The organism is Sorangium sp. So ce426 (genome assembly GCF_051475585.1).
GTDB classification, from domain to species: Bacteria; Myxococcota_A; Polyangia; order Polyangiales; family Polyangiaceae; genus Sorangium; species Sorangium cellulosum_B.
Genome location: NZ_CP150341.1, coordinates 6160610 through 6183925 on the forward strand (window position 1 = coordinate 6160610; position 23316 = coordinate 6183925).

General features: G+C 70.9%; 8 protein-coding genes. 3 read left to right on the forward strand and 5 right to left on the reverse strand.

The window, feature by feature from the left end:
- Positions 1-372: 372 nt before the first annotated feature.
- On the forward strand, positions 373-3804 hold the full coding sequence (locus WMF44_RS22885) for a kelch repeat-containing protein (protein WP_437301234.1): 3432 nt from the start codon (positions 373-375) through the stop codon (positions 3802-3804).
- Positions 3805-4448: 644 nt separating this feature from the next.
- Entirely contained in the window at positions 4449-5699 is a 1251-nt protein-coding gene (locus WMF44_RS22890) for a zinc-dependent alcohol dehydrogenase (protein ID WP_437301235.1), read from the forward strand.
- Positions 5700-5748: 49 nt separating this feature from the next.
- Here WMF44_RS22890 and WMF44_RS22895 read toward each other — a convergent pair whose 3' ends face one another.
- From WMF44_RS22895 to WMF44_RS22905, 3 genes are all read right to left on the reverse strand, one after another.
- On the reverse strand, positions 5749-11442 hold the full coding sequence (locus WMF44_RS22895) for a sensor histidine kinase (protein WP_437301236.1): 5694 nt from the start codon (positions 11440-11442) through the stop codon (positions 5749-5751).
- A gap of 308 nt (positions 11443-11750) precedes the next feature.
- Positions 11751-12650 (reverse strand): STAS domain-containing protein, encoded by a 900-nt coding sequence (locus WMF44_RS22900; protein WP_437301237.1) that lies wholly within the window; start codon positions 12648-12650, stop codon positions 11751-11753.
- A gap of 28 nt (positions 12651-12678) precedes the next feature.
- Positions 12679-13188: a hypothetical protein gene (locus tag WMF44_RS22905; RefSeq protein WP_437301238.1), complete on the reverse strand. Its 510-nt coding sequence runs from the start codon at positions 13186-13188 to the stop codon at positions 12679-12681.
- A gap of 606 nt (positions 13189-13794) precedes the next feature.
- Here WMF44_RS22905 and WMF44_RS22910 point away from each other — a divergent pair.
- Positions 13795-14802 (forward strand): cation diffusion facilitator family transporter, encoded by a 1008-nt coding sequence (locus tag WMF44_RS22910; protein ID WP_437301239.1) that lies wholly within the window; start codon positions 13795-13797, stop codon positions 14800-14802.
- A 19-nt stretch (positions 14803-14821) separates the two neighbouring features.
- Here the strand turns inward: WMF44_RS22910 and WMF44_RS22915 are convergent, their stop codons facing one another.
- Positions 14822-20521, reverse strand: coding sequence for a sensor histidine kinase (locus tag WMF44_RS22915; protein WP_437301240.1), 5700 nt, complete (start codon positions 20519-20521; stop codon positions 14822-14824).
- Positions 20522-20875: 354 nt separating this feature from the next.
- Positions 20876-22765, reverse strand: a complete 1890-nt coding sequence (locus WMF44_RS22920; protein WP_437301594.1) for a phosphoenolpyruvate carboxykinase (GTP) — start codon at positions 22763-22765, stop codon at positions 20876-20878.
- Positions 22766-23316 lie beyond the last annotated feature (551 nt).

Genomic DNA, 23316 nt, shown 5'->3' on the forward strand with positions numbered 1-23316 from the left:
GGTATGCTGGGCAGTCTCCGTGGTGGGTGCCTTCTCGTGCTCCAGGCCGATCGCTTCGGGGAATCCATCCGACGTCAGCGCGTCAAACGCGATGCCGCAGCGGCTGTAACGCTGTATGGATAGAGTGCGAGGGCATCTTTGATGAACACCAAAAGCGGGCAGGGCGTGGGGGCGGCGAAGACCAGTGTGCTGTTGACCGGGGTTTCGATCAAAGGATGGCTTGCCGCGGGTCGCTGCAGCAGCGCAGCGCGACCCCACAGGGGGACGCGAGGCGTGGTGATGGCGCGACAAGGGAGCCACAGGGGCGCTGAGGGATCGCAGGATGGCGGCGGCTCCGGCCCGAAGAGCGACTCCAGCCGCTCGCGATGCCGCTTGTTGCTCCTCATTTTTGCCCTCGTCATCGCCCTGGGGCCCGGCGTTGCCGTCGGCTGCGGCGGCGCTCCCGAGGCGCCGGCATGGGAGCGGGCGAGCGTGCTGCAGCAGCGCTTTCCGGCGCAGGCGGCCCTGGCGCTGGAGCGAGGCGACGGCTTCGTCGCCACCGGGGCGGGCTTTGCGTTGCAGGCGCCGGAGGGGCGGACTGCCCGGCACGGGGTGGAGGTCGCCTTGCCCCGCGACGGCCGGGAGGTGATCCGCCTGCGCGGGTTCGGCGGCGTCGAGGTGCGGGTGCGGGAGATCGGCGCCCAGGGCGAGGGCGCGCTGGCCGAGCGGGCGGTGGCGTATCCGCGTGTGGGGGGCACCTCGTTCTGGACAGCGGCCCCGGGCGGCGTGGAGGAGTGGTTGCACCTCGAGGCGAGCGCGGTGCGCGCCGGAGCGGCGGTTGCCTCGTGGGAGATCGAGGAGGGGGACGTGCGGCAGCGGGGCGAGGCCATCGAGGTGGCCGACGCGCGCGGGGTGGTCCGGCTCTCGGTGACCGCGCCTGCGGCGTACGCCGAAGGGGGCCGCGAGGTGAGGGCGCGGCTCGTGGGAAGCGGGGTGAAGATCGAGCTTCATGTCGATGCGGACGGCGAGGCGGTGCTGATCGATCCGCTGTGGGTGAGCGCCGCCCCGATGATCCAGGGTCGCTCTCTTCACACCGCGACGTTGCTCCAGGACGGCAAGGTGCTCGTGGCGGGCGGGAGCGACGGCACGGGTGCTCTGGCAAGCGCGGAGCTGTACGACCCGGCGACCAACACCTGGTCCCCGGCCGGCACGATGGTCCAGGGGCGCCACGATCACACGGCGACGCTGCTCGGGAGCGGCAAGGTCCTGGTGGCGGGCGGCGATGGTGGCGGTTACCGCTATCTGGCGAGCGCGGAGCTCTACGACCCGGAGACGAATACCTGGTCTCCGGCCGGCGCGATGAGCCACGCGCACCACTGGCACACGGCGACGCTGCTCGGCGACGGCAAGGTCCTGGTGGCGGGCGGCCTGGACAATACCGACACGACCACGGCCATCCAGGCGAACGCGGAGCTGTACGACCCGGCGACCAACACCTGGTCTCCGGCCGCTTCCATGCTGGATGCCCGCAGCTCTCATGCCGCGACGCTGCTCGGCAGCGGCAAGGTGCTGGTCGCCGGCGGTGGATCCAATGACTCGCAGAGCGCGGAGCTGTACGACCCGGCGACCGACACCTGGTCTCCGACCGGCTCGATGCGCGAGGGCCGTGATTGGCCCAGCGCGACGCTGCTCGGCAGCGGCAAGGTGCTGGTGGCGGGGGGCTACGGGATCTGGGGCTACGCGGGGAGCGCGGAGCTGTACGACCCGGCGACGAATACGTGGTCTTCGGCCCGCTCGATGCGCCCCCGCAGCGGGCACACGGCGACGCTGCTCGGCAGCGGCAAGGTCCTGGTGGCGGGCGGCAGAGGCGATGAGGGCGCCACGGCGAGCCAGGAGCTGTACGACCCGGAGACCGGGAGGTGGTCGCTGGTCGATGCCATGAGTCAGCCCCGCGCCGATCACACCGCGACGCTGCTCGGGAGCGGTGAAATCTTGGTGATAGGCGGCGGAGCGTACGAGTCGGCAGGCGTCGAGCTGTACGACCCGGCGATAAGCACGTGGTCCTCGGCCGGCGCGATGAGCGAGCGTCGCGCCGACCACACCGCGACGCTGCTCGGGAGCGGCAGCGTGCTGGTGGCGGGCGGGGAGGACGATTCTAGCGCCACCGCCATCAGCGCGGAGCTGTACGACCCGGCGACGAGAACATGGTCCCTGGCCAGCCGGATGAAAGAGTCCCGCTCCTATCACACCGCGACGCTGCTCAGCAGCGGCAAGGTCCTGGTCGCCGGCGGTTATCTCATAGGTACACTGTCGAGCGCGGAGCTGTACGACCCGGCGACCAACACCTGGTCTCCGGCCGCGTCGATGAGCGAAAGCCGCGAGGGGCACACCGCGACGCTGCTCGGCAGCGGCATGGTCCTGGTCGTCGGCGGTAGCTCCGATGATCCCCTGAGCGCGGAGCTGTACGACCCGGCGACCAGCACCTGGTCCTCGGCCGGCGCGACGAGCGAGGGGCGCGTTGGCCACACGGCGACGCTGCTCGGCAACGGCAAGGTCCTCGTGGCAGGCGGCGACTTCAGAGGTCGACTGTCGAGCGCGGAGCTGTACGACCCGGCGACCAACACCTGGTCTCCGGCCGCCCCGATGGCCCAGCCCCGCACCGAGCACACCGCGACGCTGCTCGGCAACGGCAAGGTCCTCGTAGCTGGCGGAGCCGGCGCAATGGACGGCGCTCCTGCGAGCGCGGAACTGTACGACCCGGCGACCAACACCTGGTCTCCGGCCGCCCCGATGGCCCAGCCACGCGGCGGACACACCGCGACGTTGCTTCGCAGCGGGAAGGTCCTCGTGGCAGGCGGCGGCGGTTATGAGGGCATCCTGCTGAGCGCGGAGCTCTATAACCCAGCGATGAACGCCTGGTCGTCGGCGGGCGCCATGCGCCAGAGCCGCTCCTGGCATGCCGCGACGCTGCTCGGGAGCGGCGAGGTGCTGGTGACGGGCGGCGACGAGCGGGCCCTTGAAAGCCTGACAGGCGCAGAGCTGTACACGCCTCCTCCGGCGTCGCCGCAGGGTAGCGCCTGCGCTTCTGGCCCCGATTGCCAGAGCGGCTTCTGCGCCGATGGTGTCTGCTGCGACACCGCCTGCGACGCCGGCCCCTGCGACGCCTGCTCCGTGGCGGCGGGCGCCGCTTCGGACGGCACCTGCGCCTTGTTGACGGGGAGCTCCTGCGACGATGGCAACGGCTGCACCCAGAGCGACACGTGCCAGGCAGGCGTCTGCACGGGCGCCGACCCGGTGGGCTGCCCGGCGCTGGACGATTGTCATGAACCGGGCACGTGCGACCCAGCGACCGGGATGTGCACCTCTCCGCTCAAGCCCGATGGCACGGTTTGCTCCGGCGGCACGTGCACGAACGGCGCGTGCAGTCCAGCTGGTACCGGCGGAGCCGGCGCCGGCGGCGCGGACGTCAGCAGCGGAGCCGGCGCCGGCGGCGCGGACGTCAGCAGCGGAGCCGGCGCCGGCGGCGCGGACGTCAGCAGCGGAGCCGGCGCCGGCGGCGCGGACGGCGGCGGGTACACGAGCGGTGGAGGGGGGGACGGGGGCGGAGGCGGCGACGCGAGCGGAGGCACGGATCCGAGCGCTGGTAGCGGATGCAAGGTGGGGCCGGGCATGACTTCGACATCCAAGGCCCCGTGGGTAGCCTTCGGATTGCTGCTCTTGCTCCAGTGGAGCCGGAGTCGCTCGGGGCGCGCTGGCGCGAGGCGCAAGGCAGATCCAGCTTCGGCTACCCTACCCCAACCGCCAGCGGTCTTCCGGGGCAGCTGAGCTGCCCTCCGGCACCGCCGACGGTTTCCCTGGGCCAGCTCAGCTTGCCTCCCGAACCGCCGATGGTTTCCCTGGGCTAGCTCAGCTTGCCCTCCGGCATCGCCGACGGTTTCCCTGGGCCAGCTCAGCTTGCCTCCCGAACCGCCGACGGTCTTCCCGGGGTAGCTGAGCTTGCCCTCCGGCATCGCCGACGGTTTCCCTGGGCTAGCTCAGCTTGCCCTCCGGCATCGCCGACGGTTTCCCTGGGCTAGCTCAGCTTGCCCTCCGGCATCGCCGACGGTTTCCCTGGGCTAGCTCAGCTTGCCTCCCGAACCGCCGACGGTGCTCCAGAGATAGCTCAGCTGCACTTTCCGCGCCCCATTGTCCCCGCCGGGACAAATCGCCACGACCTCCCCCCAGAGGAGCACCTCGCCTCACCCATCTCGGCGGCACCCCCGGCGTCCCCTGCCCCCCATCGCCGCGCCCGTCGCTCGTCCGTCAATCGCCTCCACCTCCGCCCCGCGCCGGCCCGTTCCCCCTCGCCCTGGCACGGGATCAGCACGTCCAGCCACGTCCGAACCCTCAGCCATCTCAGCAGCGCGCGCCGGCCTGCGCCTTCCGTGACAGTCCGGCGCGCCGCCCCCCGAGGGAGAAAGCGAGAACCCATGAAGGCGGTAGTGTTTCACGGCGTCGGCGACATCCGGATGGACGACGTCAAGGAGCCGAAGATCAAGGAGCCGACCGACGCGATCCTCCGGATCACGGCGAGCGCCATCTGCGGGACCGATCTCCACTTCGTCCGCGGCACGATGCCGGGGATGGTGCCGGGCACGGTCCTCGGCCACGAGGCGGTCGGCGTCGTGGAGGAGCTCGGCGCCGACGTGCGGAACCTGAAGAAGGGCGATCGCGTCGTCGTGCCCTCGACGATCGCGTGCGGCTATTGCTCGTACTGTCGCGCCGCGTACTACGCGCAGTGCGACAACGCGAACCCGAACGGCAAGCACGCGGGCACGGCGTTCTTCGGCGGCCCCGCCATGTCGGGCCCGTTCGACGGGCTGCAGGCCGAGCTCGCGCGCATCCCCTTCGCGGGCGTCGGCCTCGTCAAGCTGCCGAACGGCGTCAGCGACGACCAGGCCATCCTGCTCTCCGACATCTTCCCGACGGCGTACTTCGGCGCCGAGCTCGCCGAGATCAAGCCCGGCGACACGGTCGCGATCTTCGGCTGCGGCCCCGTCGGCCTGTTCACGATCGCGAGCGCCAAGCTCATGGGCGCGGGGCGCATCGTCGCCGTCGATCGCGTGCCCGACCGGCTCGAGATGGCGCGCGAGCAGGGCGCCGAGACCGTCGACTTCTCCGCCGAGGACCCGATCGAGGCCATCCTGCGCCTCACCGGCGGCATCGGCGTGGACCGGGCGATCGACGCCGTGGGCGTCGACGCCGAGCGCCCGCACGAGGGCCCCGCCCACAAGGAGGCGAAGCAGCAGGCCAAGGCGTTCGACCTCGAGGTCAAGCAGATCGCCCCCGACGCGCGGACCACGGGCGACGCCTTCCGCGCCGGCGACGGGCCGTCGCAGGTGCTGCAGTGGGCCGTCCGGTGCGTGGCCAAGGCGGGGACCATCGCGCTCATCGGCGTCTATCCGCAGACGTCGCGCACGTTCCCCATCGGAGAGGCCATGAACAAGAACCTCACCCTCCAGATGGGCAACTGCAATCACAGGAAGTACATCCCGAAGCTCGTGGACCTCGTGCAGACCGGCCAGGTGGATCCCACCACGATCCTCACGAGGAAAGCGCCCCTGGAGTCGGCGATCGACGCCTACAAGGCCTTCGACCGGCGAGACGCCGGGTGGGTGAAGGTCGAGCTCCGCCCGTCGCGGGCGGGGGCGCCGGCCCGCCTGGACCGCGCCGTCGCGTAGCCCGGCGCCGCGCGCTCGAGGCGGCGCCGCATCCCCCTGGACGCGGCGCTCAGCTCGGCAGAGCGCTCGGATCGACGGTGCACGGCGGCCCAGCGCGCGGCAGCTCCACGATGAACGTGGCGCCGGCGCCGGTCGCGCTCTGGACGCGGATCGAGCCGCCATGCGCCTCCGCGATCCTGCGGCTGATATACAGGCCGAGCCCCAGCCCGCCGTAGTGCCGGTGGGACACCGCGCGCTCGAAGCGCTCGAAGATCCACTCCTGGCGCGCCGGATCGACGCCGATCCCGTGATCCCTGACCGAGAGCCACGCTATCCCGGCCTCCTCGCCGAGGACGACCTCGATGGGCTTGCCCGCGCCGAACTTGATCGCATTGGCGAGCAGGTTCGTCACGATCTGATCGACGCGGGAGCGATCCCAGCGGCCCACGATCCGGCCGCCGTCCCGGAGCGAGACCCAGCACCCGGCGCGCTCCAGATCCAGCCTGAATCGCGCGAGCACGTCGCGGGTGACCTCCCTGAGGTCGACCTCGGCGACGCTGAGCCTCAGCCGAGCCGCGTCGATCTGCGAGACATCGAGGAGCTCGCTGTTCAGGCGGGTCAGGCGCGCTCCCTGCCGCAGCGCGCGGTCGACCTGCCTGCCCATGGCCTGCGGGTCGCAGAGCCGACCCGACCGGATGCCCCGATCCATCGCCTCGAGCGTGAGCGTGAGCGACGTCATCGGCGTGTTGAGCTCGTGCGTCGCCATGGTCAGGAACTCGTCCCGCATCCGGACGGCCTCCTGGGCAGCACGGTAGAGCCGCGAATTGTCGATGGCCATCGCCGCCCGGCGCGCCACTTCCTGGACGAACTCGAGATCGGCGTCCCCGTAGCGGCGCCCCGGCGCGGACGAGACGACGTTCAGCACCCCGAGCGGTTGTCCCCGCGCCACGAGCGGCACGGCGACGGAGCTACGTGCCCCGAGCTCGCGGATGAGCCTCGCGTGCCCGTCGTCCTCGGCGTGTCGCCGGATGACTTCGTCGGAGATCTCGGGGAGCAGGAGCGGCTCACAGCTCCTGAGGACGCTGGCCGCCGGGTGGGGCGAGTCCCGGCCAGGAGGGTATCGCCGCCGTAACTCCGCGAGCAAAGGCTCCTTCGCGGGATCTCTGTGGGCCCAGGCCGCGGGCCGGGTCGCTCCACCTTCCACGACGTCGATGATGCACCAGTCGCAGAACGATCGCACCGACAGCCGCGCGAGCCGCGACAGCGTCTCCCGATCATCGAGCGACCCGGAGAGGATCTCCCCGGCTTCGGCCAGGAAGGCCGCGCGCCGCACGGCCATCTCTGCCGCGGTCCGCGCGGACTGCTCCTTCGAGAGGAGCCGCGCGTTCTCCAGGGAGATCGCCGCCTGGGAGGCGAGGAGCGAGAGGGCCGTGAGACGTTCCGGCGTGAACGCGCCCGCGAGGAGGTGGTTCTCGAGGAAGAGCAGGCCCACCACCTCGGCCCGCCTCAGGATGGGCACGCAGAGGAGCGATTTGGGCCGATTCCGCGCGATGTAGGCGTCGCCGGAGAACCTGCCCGCATCGGCGGCCGCGTCGTGCAGGATGACGCGCTCCTCGGTCCGCCACACGTAGTCGACGAGCGACGAGGGGAGGCGCTGCGAGGGATCCACCGGCCTCGACTCGAGGGCGCTCACCACCGCCCCGCCTTCCTCGATCGCGGCCTCCGCTTCGATCGAGAGCCTTCCGTCCTGACTCAGGAGGATGCAGGCCCTCTGCGCGCCGCCCTGCTCGAGCACGACCTCGAGCAGCGTGCGCAGGAGCCTGTCGAGGATGATCTCGCCCGAGATGGCCTGTGAAGCCTTGGTCACCGAGAGCAGGTCGATCTGCTCGGGCCGAGCCGCGAAGGTGGCCGTGAACGGGCTGGGCCCCGGCTCGCGGAGGCGCGGGTTCTGCCCGTCGATCTGCGTCACCTTGCCGCGGGCGCCCCAGCGGGCGTAGCAGGTCCGCGCGTCGCCGAGGTAGGTGTCGGCGAACCTGTCGAACCCATGTGATCGGTAGAACCGAGACGCGACCTCGCAGGCGACCGCCTCGTTGTGGACGAAGCCGCTATGGCGCGCCGAGCGGATAGCCTCTTCGTAGAGGCGCTCGGCGTCGAGGAGCCGGCCCTCGATGCGCGCGATCTCGGCGGCGACCAGCGCCGCTCGGTTCCCGAAGTTCTCGGGGCAGTTCGTCGCCCATCGCTCGAGCTGCTGGTGGTGAGCGACGATGGTATCCAGGTGCCGGGGCCGCTCGTCGCCGGTCGCCGCGTCGTGGTGAGCCGCCCGCGCGAGCGCGCCATAGAAATGGTACTCCGCCGCCTCGAAGAACGCCGCCGACGACGGGAGGAGCTGCTCTGCCCTCGACGCCGCCTCAATGGCGGAGGCGTGGTCGCCCGCGTAGAAGCGCGCTTGCAGCTTGCGGATCCAGTACCAGCAGGCGGCGACCGTCAGGGTGGGATCGCTCATGACGTGCTGCTCGAACCGGCCCTCGTCGAACTCCGCGTCGTTGAAGGTGGAGAAGTCCGACGAGAGGCCCCGGAGCGTCCGGATGAGCCGCCGGTTTCCGGTGTAGACGTCGACGATGAGATGGAACCTCGCCCTCCGCGCGAACTCGAGCTCTCTCTCGGCTTCGCGCTGCGCTTCGTCGAGCGGATCGCCGTCCGAGAGCAGCAGCGAGACCAGGGAGCTGCCGGTATACGCCACATAAGCGAGGTCGCCGGTCTCCTGCGCCACGTCGCGGGCGCGCCGCATGAGCTCGACGCTGGCGTGCAGGTGCCTCGTCCAGGGCAGGACCATGAACGCGAAGGTCGCGTAGACGCGGGCCTTGAAGCGGAGCAGCCCGTGCTTCTCCACCAGATCGAAGCCCAGCTTGCCGAAGCGGTACGCCGCCTGGTAGTCGCCGAAGCGCGGGCCGAGGCACGTGCTGAGGTAGACGTAGGCGAAGGACGAGGCGTCGCTGTTGCCATGCGCGATGCTGAGGTTCACGGCGCGACCCAGGATGAGGGCGAGCAGGTTGGCATCGGTGAAGAGCGCTGGCGCTATGGTCGACGTGAGGACGTCCACGGTCGCCCGCGGGACCGGATCGGTCATCGGGGGCAGGTCGATGAGCTCCTCGATGGAGCGGCTCCCGAGCCGCTCCCATAGCCCCTCGTATTCCCGCTGGACCTCCTCGTCCGTCGGGCGCGGCGACCACGCGACGCCGACGCGTCGGAGGTACTCGAGGCACGCGCCGACAGCGCGGTCGCTCCAGTTCAGGGTCGTGAAGAGCTCGACGCGCTTGCGCGCGACGGCGGCCGCCTCGACGAGGTCCCGCGCGCGGCGCCAGAGCGCGGAGAGCCGCTCCTCCGCCGCCGGGGCGCCGGTGACGATCTCGCACTCGGCCAGGTGGAGCTCGATCGCGAAGGCGAGCTCGTACCGCGTGTCCCAGCCCTCACCCCGGAGAAGCTCGGCGGCGACCGTGAGATAGCTCAGCGCCGAGGCGTAGGCCGTGGCTCTCCTGGCGCGCTCGCCCGCGACGAGGTTGAGCTCGGCCACGCGCTCGCGCTCTTCCCGCGCCGTGATCAGCGCGGCGCCGCGGTTGAGCTGGTTCACGATCTCGAAGATCGTCTCCTCGATCTCCTCGGGCGGCGTCCGCGACGAGAGCAGACGGCCGATCCCGAGGTGCATCGCCGCGCGCTCGTCCTCGGGGAGGAGCGAATAGGCCGCCTCCTGGACACGGTCGTGGAGAAACTTGTACGCGCCGTCCGTGCGGACGACGAGCCCTGCGCGGACGGCCTCCCAGAGGACCGCGTGCAACGCCCCCTCCGAGCGGCCATGGACGATCGCCAGGAACGCGGCCTCTGCGGTGTTTCCCAGACAGGCGAGCTGCTTCACTGCTTCCTGGGTGCTGGCAGGGAGCCGCATGAGCTTCTCGACCATCAGGGCCACCACGTTGTCGGTGAAGCCCTTGGCGCGGATCTTCGTGATGTCCCACCGCCAGGCCTCTGCGTAGACGTCGAACTCGAGCAGGCGCTCCTCGTGGAGCGCCATGAGAAACTGGATCGCAAAGAAGGGATTGCCGGCCGTCTTCTCGTGGACGAGATCCGAGAGCGGCGCGGCGTCCTCGCGGCGGCAGTGGAGCGTGTCGCTGACGAGCGCGGCGAGCTGCTCGCGGGAGAGCGGGCCAAGCACGATCTCCCGGACGCTCGCGCCCCCCTTCCGCATCTGCTCGAGCGCCAGCATCAGCGGGTGGGAGCGGGTCACCTCGTTGTCGCGGTACGCACCGATGACGAGCAGACACCGCGTCTCGGGGTGCGTCATCAGGTCCTCGAGGAGCCGGAGGCTCGCGGGATCGGCCCACTGGAGATCGTCGAGGAAGAGCGCGAGGGGGTGCTCCTTCCGGGTGAATACCCCGATGAAGCGCCGGAACACGACGCGGAACCGGCTCTGCGCCTCGACCGGCGGCAGCGCGGCGACCGGCGGTTGCCGCCCGATGACGAGCTCGACCTGCGGGATCACGTCCACGATGAGCTGTCCGTTGACCCCGAGGGCGGCGAGCAGCCGCTCCCGGACGACCGCGAGCCGCTCCTCGCTCTCGGCGAGGAGCTCGAGCACCAGCTCCCGGAAGGCCTGGACGATCGTCGAGTACGGGATATCGCGCTTGTGCTGGTCGAACTTCCCCGAGAGGAAGAATCCTCGCTCGAGGACGATCGGCTTGTGCAGCTCGCTGACCAGCGCAGACTTGCCGATCCCGGAATAGCCCGAGACCAGGACGATCTCCGGGGCTCCGGTGCCGACCACGCGCTCGAACGCGGACAGCAGCGCGGCGGCCTCGTCCTCGCGGCCATACAGCTTCTGAGGGATCTGGAAGCGACCGGAGGCGTCGCGCTCGGCCAGGGGGAACGGGTCGAGCCTGCCGGTGGCCCGGAGCTCGGCCAGGCACCGCTCGAGGTCATGCTGCAGGCTGCTCGCGGTCTGGTAGCGATCCTCCGCCATCTTGGCGAGGAGCTTCAGGACGATCGCGGAGAGGATCTCGGGCAACTCCGGGACGAACGCGGACGGCGGCTGCGGCTCGCGGGCGACATGGCAGTGCACCCACTCGGGTGGGTCCCGCGCCTCGAACGGCAGGCGCCCGGTGAGCATCTCATAGAAGGTGACGCCGAGCGCATAGAGGTCGGCGCGGCTGTCGATCGCCCGGTTCATGCGGCCTGTCTGCTCCGGAGACAGGTACGGCAACGAGCCCTCGATGAGCCCGGGAGACCCCGCCGGCGGCTGCTCGCGGGAGAGGCGGGACGCGAGGCCGAAGTCGGTGAGCTTGACCTGGCCGGTGGCCGCGTTGACGAGGAGGTTCTGGGGCTTGAGATCCTTGTGGAGGATGCCTTGCGCGTGGAGCGCCGCCACGCCGGCCACGATACGGACCGCGAGGTCGAGGAACCGCTCGGTTGGCATCGGCGCGCCGATGAAGTGATCGAGCGACTCGCCGCCGAAATCCTCCATGACGAGCGCCGGCAGCCCCTCATACGTCTCGAGGGCGAGCGGCGTCACGACGGCCTCGTGATTCAGCATCTTGCCGATCGCGTACTCGTTCTTCAGGCGCTCGACGTCCTGCGGGCGGCTGCGCTTCGGGTCGATGATCTTCAAGATCACCGAGCGGCCATCGGAGCGCCGGACCGCGCGGTGCACGCTGGTCCTCAGGCCCTCGTGGAGGGTCTCGATGATCGTGTATGGCGAGGCGGTGCTCATCCCCATGGGGAAGGCACTCCGTGAAGCGCCGGCGCCCGGCGGCCTGGCGGCCCCTGGGGGCTGCCGTCGGCGCCGGTGCGCTCGAGTCCGCGCGCCTCGCCGAGACGACGCAGCCACACGACCGGCGTGAGCACATGACGCCCGCCGGGGACCGCATTCTCTGTCACGGCCTCCCACGATCGTGTCACCCCAGCACCCCCTCGATCGAAAGGTACCACGGGTCAGGCCCGGCAGTTCCGCGGTGCACGTCGCGGGCCCCGACGAGCAGGGACCTCCATGCTGGCCGCTGCCTTCGCGAGCGCTCGCCGCGGCGATCAGGCGGGCTTCGCTGCGCGTCGCGCTGCGGCCGGGTCACGCTGCCGGCCGGCGATCGCGGCCTTCAGGCCCGCCCGCAGGTCCCGGAAGGTCTCCACGCCCGACCAGTCGAGCCCGAGCCGCGTGAGCGCCTGCGCCATGGCCGGCGAGATGCCCACGAACGAGCACGCCGCGCCGAGCAGCCGCGCCGCCCGGACGGCCTTGAGCAGGTAGCCCGAGACGACCTCGTCCGCGACCGACACGCCCGTCACGTCGAGGATCACGCGGTCCGACGAGGTCTCCACGACGCTGCCGAGCAGGCTCTCCAGGATGAGCGACGATCGACGCTGGTCGATGGCGCCGACGAGCGGCAGGACGAGCACGCCTTCCCAGACCTGGATCACCGGCGTGGAGAGCTCGAGCAGCGCCCGCTCCTGCTCCTCGACGAGGCGAATCTTCCTCCGCAGCTCCTCGGTGCGCACGAGGACCGCGCCCTCGGCCTGCCGCTTGCTCTCGAGGAGCGCCCGCTCGGCCTGCTTCTCTCGCGTCACATCGCGCAGCTCGACGAGGATCAGCTCCTCGCCCGCGGCGCTCACCTTGCGCGCGAGCACCTCGAGGTCGACCGCGCGGCCGTCCTCGCGCGCGGCGCGGCAGGTGAACCGCTTGCGCGCGCCGCCGAGCACGTCCGGCCACGCCCGCCCGAGCGGCTCGAGCGGGTGCCCGCTCGCCAGCGCCCCTCCGCGCATCGCCAGCGCCTCCCGCCCGGCGAGGCCGTCCCCGAGCAGCTCCCGGATCCGGGCGCTCGCGAACGCGACATCGCCCGTTCCGCTGTAAACGAGGACGCCGTCGCGGATCGCGTCGAGCACGCCCCGCAGCGCCTCGAGCGCCGCGCCCTCCCGCGGCGTGTCGCGCTCGGTCATGCCGATGCCTCGCGCGCGGGCTCCGCGCTCACGCCGCCCCCGGCGGGTGGGCCCCGCGCAGCCAGGCCAGCGCCTCCTCCTCGGAGAAGAACGCGGCGATGTGGGCGTCGTCCTCCGCGAACCGGCTGGCGGCGAACTCGTGGTTCTCGACGACCTGCTCCGCCCCTTCCGCGGCCTCCCTGGGCAGGAGCGTGGCGACCCGCTTCAGCCCGGCCGCGTAGGCCTTCGGCATGATCTCGTCTCGCTGCCAGTCGTTGATGCCGTCCCAGCTCGCCTTGCAGTCGCGTATGTCGATGAGGCACAGCGGGCCCCCGCACTCCAGGAACACATCGTAGAAATGACCGCCGATGATCTCCTTCATCTCCTCGTCGAGCGGCGTGCCATACCAGCGCGCCACGAAGACCCCGGGGATGCGGCCAGGCTTCTCGATGCGGTGGATGCGCTCGCCAACGACGTTGAAGGTCTCCACGACGTCGCCGTCCTGCACGACGCGGATCCCGGTCCGGGTCTCGATGGGCCTCTTGAGCGTCTTGGTCATCGGATCTCCCCCACCCCCCTGCCACCCAGGTCCCCCGGAGCGCCGCAGGGGGCGTCTGGAGATACCTATCGAGAGCGACCTCGCCATCGCAAGCGTCTTCAGGCCCCGGGCGCGCGCGAGCTGCCGGTGTTTTGTGAGACAGCGCATGAGCGAGGCAGCCGATGAGCTCGTTCAGCAGCTTGTACTCCGCCATCTCGGCCAGGGCCGTCCCGTGGTTGATCGGAGACCTGCGGTTCGCCGGGGGACGCAAGGGGAGTTCCACGATGAACGCTTCCTCTGCTATCGGGATTTCCTGATCTCGGACGGTGATCCATGCCGAGACGGCCTGCTTGCGCGCGCTCGCGTGAATGGGCTGACGCATGCCGTACTTCATCGCGTTCGACACGCGGTTGAGCAGGACCTGCTCCAGGCGGGACTTACCCGAGTACCCCACCACCCGCTCGTCCATCTCGATCTCTGTCGAGCAGCCGGCCGCCGAGAGCTGCGGCGCCATCCGTTCGACGATCTCGCGGTCGGGGCGCGTGCGACGCGGCAGTGCGCCCACTCGGGTGGTCCTGACCACCACGCGCATGACGGGCAAGGGTGTCGCGGGGTAGCCTCCCGGCGATGAGCGGACCACGTCCTGCCGCCCGCCTCGCCGCCCGCCCCGACCCCGACCCCGGCGTTGCGCCCGCCGCCCGCCCCGTCGACCGCGGCGCCGCGCCCTCCGCCGAGCGCCGCCACGACCCTGCCGACCGCGCCCGCGCCGCCCTGCGCGCCGGGCGCATCGCGGCGCTGACCGCCGGCGGCCTCGCCCTCGGCAAGCTCGTCGCCGGCCAGCTCGGCCAGTCGATGGCCGTGACCGCGAGCGCCGTCGACTCGCTCACGGATCTCTTCGCCTCCTCCGCGAACGCCCTCGCCATCCAGCTGGCCCACGCCGCGCCCGACCGCTCGCACCCGTTCGGCCACGCCAAGATCGAGACCCTCGCGACCGCCGGTCAGGGCCTGCTCATCGGCGGCTCGGGGGTCTACCTGCTCATCGAGGGGATCCGGCGGCTGCTCTCGCCCGAGCCGCTCCGCCTCGCCGCCGTCACGCTCGGCGCGATGGCCGCCGCCGCGCTCATCACCGCGGCGCTCGTGGCCTACCTCGGCCGGGTCGCCGCGCGCACCGGCTCGAGCGCCATCCAGGCCGACGCCGTCCACTACCGCACCGACATCGCCGCAAACCTCGCGGTCCTCGTCGGCGTCGCCCTCACGTACGCGACGGGCTTCTCCCGCATCGACGGCGTCCTCTCGGTCGCGGTCGCCGTCTACATCCTCACGTCCGCGGGGACCCTCCTCCGGCTCGGCGTGCGCGACCTCATCGACACGAGCGCCCCGGAGGAGCGCGTCGGCGCCATCGCGGCCGCGCTCGACGCCATGCGCGCGCGCGGCGAGCTCCTCGGCCACCACAGGCTGCGCACGCGGATCGCCGGGCGCACGCTGTTCGTCGAGGTGCACATCGAGCTCCCGGGCGACCTCCCCCTCTCGCGCGCGCACGCGACCGGCGACCGCGCGCGCGACGCCATCCTCGCCATCGAGCCCGACGCGGAGGTGCTCGTGCACATCGACCCCGAGCGCGACGAGCCGGCGTGAGGGCACCCGGCAGCGCCGCTCAGCCCGGCTGGGCGCGCGGCTCGGCCTCGCGCGGCGGCCCGGCCCGCGGCAGCTCGACGACGAACGTCGCCCCGGCGCCGAGCGCGCTCTCGACGCCGATCGAGCCGCCGTGCGCCTCCGCGATCCTGCGGCTGATGTACAGGCCGAGCCCCAGCCCGCCGTAGTGCCTGTCCGACACCGCGCGCTCGAACCGCTCGAAGATCTGCCCCTGGCGCGCCGGGTCGATCCCGATTCCATGATCCCGCACCGAGAGCCGCGCCGTCCCCGCCTCCTCACCGACGGAGATCTCGAGGGGCTTGCCCGCCCCGAACTTGATCGCGTTGGCGAGCAGGTTCGAGACGATCTGGTCCACGCGGGAGCGATCCCAGAGGCCCACGACCCGGCCGCTTTCCCGCAGCGAGACCGCACACCCCGCGCGCGCCAGATCCAGCTTGAACCGCGCGAGCACGTCGCGGACGACCTCCCCGAGGTCGACCTCCGCCACATCGAGCCTCAACCGAGCCGCGTTGATCCGCGAGACGTCCAGCAGCTCGCTGTTCAGGCGGGTCAGGCGCGCCGCCTGCCGCAGCGCGCGGTCGACCTGCCGTCCCACGGCCTGCCGATCCCAGGGCCGATCCGAGCGGACCCCCCGATCCATGGCCTCGAGCGTGAGCAGGAGCGATGTCATCGGCGTGTTGAGCTCGTGCGTCGCGACCGTCAGGAACTCGTCGCGCATCCGCACCGCCTCGTTCGCAGCGCTGTAGAGCCGCGAATTGTCGATCGCTATCGCGGCCAGGCGCGCCACCTCCTGGACGAGCTCCAGGTCGGCGTCCCCGTAGCGGCGCCCTGGCGCGGACGAGACGACGGTCAGCACCCCGATCGGCTGCCCGCGCGCCACGAGCGGCACGACGATGACGCTGCGCGTCCCGAGCTCGCGGATGAGCCTCTCGTGATCGTCGTCCTCGCAGTACTGCCGGATGACCTCGTCGCGGATCTCGGAGAGCAGGAGCGGCTCGCCGGTCCGGAGGACCCGGAACGCCAGGCGGCGCGATTCCCAGCGAGAGGGATACCGCCGCTCCAGCTCCTCCATCAACGGCTCCTTCGCGGGGTCCTTGTGCGCCCAGGACAGCCGCCGGATCCCTCCACCTTCCACGATGTCGATGAGGCACCAGTCGCAGAGCGTCAGCACCGACAGCCGCGCGAGGCGCGACACCGTCTCTCCGTAATCGAGAGACGCGGCGAGGATCTCCCCCGCCTCGGCCAGGAAGGCCGCGCGCCGCTCCGCCGACTCGGCCGAGGTCCGCGCGGCCCGCTCCTGGGAGAGGAGCCGCGCGTTCTCCAGCGAGATCGCCGCCTGCGAAGCGAGGAGCGAGAGCGAGGTGAGCCGGTCCGACGTGAAGGCGCCGGCAAGGAGGTTGTTCTCGAGGTAGAGCAGACCCGCGACCCCGGCCTGCCTCAGGATGGGCACGCACAGGACCGATCGGCACCGATACCGCGTGAAGTAGTCGTCTCCGGAGAACTTGCCCGCGTCCGCGGCCGCGTCGTGCAGGATGACGCGCTCCTTCGTCCGCTGGACATAATGAACGAGCGAGCCGGGGACGCGCTGCCACGACGCGTCGTCCAGCGAGGGCGCGAGGAGGATCGTCGCCGCGCCTTTCCCTTCGAGGGTCGCCTCGGCCTCCATGGTGACGCGCTCGTCCTGGCACAGGAACAGGCAAGCCCTCTGCGCGCCCCCCTGCTCGAGGACGACCGTGAGCAGCGTCCGCAGGAGCTGGTCGAGGACGATCTCGCTCGAGATGGTCTGCGACGCCTTGATCACCGAGAGCAGCTCGAGCTCGTCGGAGCGCGCCGCGAACGACGCGCTCGGCGCGAGCGGCCTCCGGTCCGAGAGCCGCGGGTTCTGCTGGTCGATCTGCCTGACCTTCCCGTCCGCGCCCCAGCGAGCGTAACAGGCGCGGGCCTCGCGGAGATACGTGTCCGCGATCAGATCGAACCCTCGTGTCCGGTAGAACCTCGACGCCACCTCGTACGCCAGCGCCTCGACGTGGACAAAGCCGCTCTCGCGCGCGGCGCGGATCGCCTGCTCGTACAGCTGCGCCGCCTCGTCCCATTCGCCGCCGATGCGCGCGATCTCGGCGCCGACCAGCGCGGCGCGGGCGCGGAAGTTCTCGGGGCAGTTGTCGGCCCAGACCTCGAGTTGCTCGCGGTGGGCGGCGAGCGCGCTGAGGAGCGGGGGCCGCTCATCGGCGGGCGCAGCGTCATGGCGACCCGCCCGCGCGAGCGCACCATAGAAGTGGCACTCGGCGACCACGAGGAACGACCGCGACGTCCAGAGGAGCCGCTGCGCTCTCGCGGCGGCATCGACGGCAGAGGCGTGGTCGCCCGCAAAGAGGCGCGCTTGTAGCTTGCCGATCCAGTACCAGCACGTGGCCGCCGAGAGGCGTCGATCGCGATCGAGGTGCCGCTCGAATTGCCCCTCGTCGAGATCGTCATCGTCGGAGGGGAGAGCCGGCGTCGAGCCTCGGAGCGCCCGGATGAACAGCAGCTGTGCGGTGATGAGATCGACGATGAGACCGAACTTCGCCTTCCGCGCGAACTCGAGCGAGCTCTCGGCCTCTCGATTCACCTCGTCGAGCGGCGCTCCCCCGGTGAGCAGGAGCGCGATCGAGCCGTTGAGGGCATAGGACGCATAGGCGAGATCGCCGGTCTCCTGCGCCGCGAGGAAGGTCCGCCGCAGCGGATCGACGCTGGTGCGCATGTCCCTGCTCCAGGGGTTGATCATGAACCAGAAGACCAGGTCGACGCGGGCCTTGAAGCGGAGCGGCCCGCGCTTCTCGGCCAGCTCCAGGCCGAGCTCGCCGAAGCGGTAGCCCGCGCGGTAGTCGCCGAAATACGCGCCAAGGGCCGTCCCGACCCAGACGTAGGCCATGCAGGCTCCGTCGCTGTGGCCATGCGCGAGGCTGAGGTTCGCGATGCGGCCGACCATGAGGCAGAACAAGTTCTCGTCGGTGAGCGACGCCGGCGGCTCGCCCGACATGAGGACGTCGATGAGCGTGCGGCAATCCGGATCCGTCATCGGTGGCAAGTCGACGAGCGCCTCGATCGGGCGGCTCCCTAGCGTTCGCCACATCCGCTCGTACTCCTGCCGGACCTCCTCGTCGGTCGGGTGCGGCGACCACGCGACGCCGACGCGCCGCAACGACTCGAGGCAGATCTCGACGGCGCGCTCGCTTCGATCCAGCATCGTGTAGAGCTCCACGCGGGCGCACGTGACGGCGGCGAGGTCGGCAAAGCTCCTGGCGCGGCCCGCGAGCTCGGAGAGCCGCTCGTCCGCCGCCCCGAGCTCGCCGGTCACAAACTCGCATCCGGCCCGGTGGAACCCGAGCGCAAAGGCGAGCTCGTACCGCCGCTCCCAGCTGTCGTCTTCCAGTTCCAGGAACGCCGCGCCCGCGGCGAGATACTTCAGCGCCGACGCATAGGCCGTCGATGCCTTCGCGCGCTTGCCCGCGATGAGGTTGAGCTCGGCCGCCCGCTCGCGCTCCTCGCGCGATGAGATCAGCGCGGCCCCTCGGTCGAGCTGGTTGACGATCTCGAAGATCCTCTCCTCCAGCTCCTCCGGCGCCGCCCGCGACGCGAGCAGCCTGCCTATCTCGAGGTGCGCCGCCGCGCGCTCGCCTTCTGGGATGAGCGAATAGGCCGCCTCCTGGACCCGGTCGTGAAGGAACTTGTACGCACCGTCCAGGCGGAAGACGAGCCCCTCGTGCGCTGCGTCCCGGAGATCCGCGTGCATGTCCTCCTCCAAGCCGCCCTGGACCATCGCCAGGAGGGCGACTTCCGCGCTGTTTCCCAGGCAGGCGAGCTGCTTCAGCGCGCGCTGGGTGCTCGGAGGGAGCCGCGCGAGCTTGCCGACCATCAGGTCGACCACGTTGTCGGTGAAGCCCTTCTCGCGGATCTTCGTGACGTCCCACCGCCAGGCCTCCGCGTGGACGTCGAACTCGATCAGGCGCTCCTCGTGAAGCGCGATGAGAAACTGGATGGCGAAGAAGGGGTTGCCGGCCGTCTTCTCGTGGACGAGGTCGGAGAGCGGCGCGGCGGCCTCGCGGCTGCAGTGAAGCGCGCCGCTGACGAGCGCGCCGAGGTGCTCTCGGGAGAGCGGGCCGAGCACGATGTCCGAGACGCGCGCGCCTTCCTTGCGCGCCTGGTCGAGCGCCAACAGGAGCGAGTGCGTGGGGGTCACCTCGTTGGCGCGGTATGCACCGATGACGAGGAGATGGCGCGTCTCCGGGTGCGTCACCAGCTCACAGAGCAGGCCCAGGCTCGCCGAGTCGGCCCACTGGAGATCGTCGACGAAGAGCGCGAGGGGGTGCTCTTTCCGGGCGAACAGCCCGATGAAGCGCCGGAACACGACGCGAAACCGGCTCTGCGCCTCGATCGGCGGGAGCTCGGGGACAGGCGGCTGCCGGCCGATGATGAGCTCGACGTGGGGGATCACGTCCACGATGAGCTGCCCGTTGCTCCCGAGCGCTCCGAGCAGCCGCTGCCGGAAGGCCGCGATCCGGTCCTCGCTCTCGACGAGGATCTCGAGCACGAGCTCACGGAACGCCTGGACCAGCGTGGAATAAGGGATGTCGCGCTTGTACTGGTCGAACTTCCCCGAGAGGAACAGGGCGCGCTCCCGGACGATCGGCCTGTAGAGCTCGTGCACCAGCGACGACTTGCCGATGCCCGAATAGCCGGAGATCAACACGAGCTCGGGAGAGCCCGTGGCCACCACGCGGTCGAACGCGCAGAGCAGCGCGGCCACGTCGCCCTCGCGGCCGTAGAGCTTCCGAGGGATCTGGAAGCGGCCTGAGACGTCGCGCTCGGCCAGGGGAAACGGCTCGATCCGGCCGGTGGCCCGGACCTGGGAGAGGCACCGCTCGAGGTCGTGCTGGAGGCCGCGGGCGGTCTGGTAGCGATCCTCCGCCATCTTGGCCAGGAGCTTCAGGACGAGCGCCGAGAGCACCTCGGGCAGCTCGGGCACCAGCGCCGAGGGCGCCGGCGGGAGGCGCGCGACGTGGCAATGCACCCACTCCAGCGGATCCTGCGCCTCGAACGGCAGGCGCCCGGTGAGCATCTCGTAGAACGTCACGCCGAGCGCATAGAGGTCGGCGCGGCTGTCGATCCCCCGGTTCATTCGCCCCGTCTGCTCAGGAGCCAGGTACGGCAATGAACCCTCGATGAGCCGCGGAGGCCCTGCCGGCGGCTGCTCGCCGGAGAAGCGCGACGCGAGGCCGAGGTCGGCGAGCTTCACCTGGCCGGTGGCCGTGTTGACGAGGATGTTCTGCGGCTTGAGATCCTTGTGCAGGATGTCCCGCTCGTGGATCGCCGCCACGCAGGCCGCGATGCGGACCGCGAGCTCGAGGAACCGCGCAGGATTCATGGGCGCGCCGATGAGGTGGTCGAGCGGCTCGCCGCCGAAGTCCTCCAGGACGAGCGCCGGCAGCCCGTCGTGCGTCTCGAGGGCGAGCGGCGCCACGACGGCCTCGTGGCCCAGCAGCTTGCCGATCGCGTACTCGTGCTTCAAGCGGTCGACGTCCTGCGGGCGGCTGCGCCTCGGGTCGAGGACCTTCAGGACCACCGGGAGGCCGTCCGCGCTCCGGACCGCGCGCAGCAGGCTGCCCCGCTGGCCCTCGTGCAGGGTCTCGGTGACAAGGTACGAGGGAGCGCTCACGTCCATGGGGAGCCCCATGCGGAAGACGCGCCACGAAGCGTCAGAGTCTGGCTGTCCGGCAGGACATGGGGGCAGCCGTCGACCCGGGCGCTGTCGAGGCCGCGCGCCTCGCCGAGACGATCCACCCTTACCGGCGGCGTGAGCGCGTGGCGCCCGCCGGGCGCCGCGTTCCCGGTCACCGTCTCCGACGGTCGTGCCACCCCGCGCCCCCTCCATCGATAGACTACCACGAGGGAGGCCGGTCATTTCCAGGGCGCACCTCTCGGTGGGTGAGCGGCCGTCAGCCTCGCGTTCGTTCGGCGCCGACGCGGGGGAGCGCCCGCGCCATGGCCGCGCGGGCGCCCTCACCCGGGCAGGCCTCTACGCGCCGGGCTCGTCGACGTCGTCGTCTTCGTGCTCCTCGAGGTAGCGCTCGGGCGCGAGCTCCCACCGCTCCGGCGAGCGCCAGAGCTGCGACAGGAGCAGCTCGCGCATCAGCAGGATCTCCTTGGGCAGCCGGTCGTAGAGCCGCTCGAAGAGCTCCCCGTGCGAGCCGAACTCGACCTTCCACGCCTCGCGGTCGACCGCCATCAGCTGGTAGAACTGCTCCTTCGAGAAGCGGTCCATGCCCCGCCACTCGATGTCTTCGTAGCGCGGCATCCAGCCGAGCGGGCTCTCCTCCGCGAAGCCGCGGCCGTGCACGCGGTCGACGATCCACTTGAGGACGCGCATGTTCTCCCCGAAGCCCGGCCACAGGAAGTTGCCCTGGTCGTCCTTGCGGAACCAGTTCACCGAGAAGATGCGGGGCGGATTGACGATCTGGCGCCCCATCTGCAGCCAGTGGTTGAAGTAATCGCCCATGTGGTAGCCGCAGAAGGGCAGCATCGCCATCGGGTCGCGGCGCACCTGGCCGATGTTGCCGGCGGCCGCCGCCGTCATCTCCGAGCCGATCGTCGCGGCCGTGTAGACGCCGAAGCTCCAGTTGAACGACTGGACCACGAGGGGAACCGTCGTCGCGCGCCGCCCGCCGAAGACGATCGCGCTGATGGGCACCCCGTTCGGGTCGTCCCAGCGCGGATCGATCGAGGGACACTGCGACGCAGGCGTCGTGAAGCGCGCGTTCGGGTGCGCCGCCTTGCGGCCGCAGTCCGGGGTCCAGGGCTTCCCCTGCCAGTCGATGAGCTCCGGCGGCGGCTCGTCGGTCATTCCTTCCCACCAGACGTCGCCGTCGGGCGTGAGCCCCACGTTGGTGAAGATCGTCCCCTTCCGGATGGTCGCCATCGCGTTCGCGTTCGACTTGACCGACGTCCCCGGGGCCACGCCGAAATAGCCCGCCTCGGGGTTGATCCCATAGAGCTGCCCGTCCCGCCCGGGCTTCATCCAGGCGATGTCGTCGCCGACGGTCGTGATCTTCCAGCCCGCGAACGCCTTCGGCGGGATGAGCATGGCGAAGTTCGTCTTGCCACACGCGCTCGGGAAGGCCGCGGCCACGTACGTCTTCTCTCCCTTCGGCGACTCGACCCCGAGGATCAGCATGTGCTCCGCGAGCCACCCCTGCTCCCTGCCGAGGACCGAGGCGATGCGCAGCGCGAAGCACTTCTTGCCGAGCAGCGCATTGCCGCCATAGCCGCTCCCGTACGACCAGATCAGCCGCTCTCCCGGGAAGTGGACGATGTACTTGTGCTCCGCGTTGCACGGCCACGGCACGTCGGCCTGCCCCGGGGCGAGGGGCATGCCGACCGAATGCAGGCAGGGGACGAAATCGCCGTCTCCGAGCGCCTCGAGCACCTTGCGCCCCATGCGCGTCATGATGCGCATGCTCGCGGCGACGTACGGCGAGTCGCTGAGCTCCACGCCGATGTGCGAATAAGGCGAGCCGATCGGGCCCATGCTGAACGGGATGACGTAGAGCGTGCGGCCCCGCATCGACCCGGCGAAGAGCCGGCGCAGCGTGGCCTTCATCTCCTGCGGCTCGGCCCAGTTGTTCGTGGGGCCGGCGTCCTGCTTTCGCCGGCTACAGATGAACGTGCGGTCTTCGACCCGCGCGACGTCGCTCGGGTCCGAGCGCGCGAGGTAGCTGTCCGGGCGCTTCTCCGGGTTCAGGCGGATGAGCGTGCCCGCCTTGACCATCTGGTCGCACAGCGCGTCGTACTCCTCCTTCGAGCCGTCGCACACGTGCACGCTGTCCGGCTGGCACAACGCGACGACCTCGGCGATCCATTGCCTGAGCTTCTCGTTCGCGATCTTCGCCCGCAGGCCGGGGATCGACACCGGCGGCGGCGGCTCCGAGTGGAACGAGCTCTGGCTGTTCTGGCTGGCTGCTACGGACACTTGCGTACCCTCCTGGCTCTCTGGGTCGAACGCGCTCTGCAAAGCGCAGGCCCTGCCCGCCCTCGACGCCAATTCTGGCCGAAATGCGGCCGGAAGGCTGCCCTGATTCTTTCTGAGTCCGATCGCTACAGCAGGGCTGCATGCACCAGGTGCGCCCGGGGGGCGAGCCCTGCGCCGCGCGCTGGGTCGTCGATCCGCCCGAAACCCGCCCGAGATCCGTCCCGAGGTTGGCCCCGAGGGCTGCCTCGCGGCCAGCCGCGCCGCCCGCCGATGCCCCCGGTGGCTACGCGCCGGTGCTCACCATGGCCACGCGACGTACAGCGGCTCCCGCGCGAACGCCGCCCGGGCGCGACGCCCCTTCTCCAAGACGCCCCTTCTCCAAGAGGAACAGCATCCTCCTCAGCACCTATCTCGGGCGGATACGTCGGGCCGGACGCGGGTGAAGACACAGGTGACACGGGTGAAGACACGCGAGGAAACGCGAGGACACG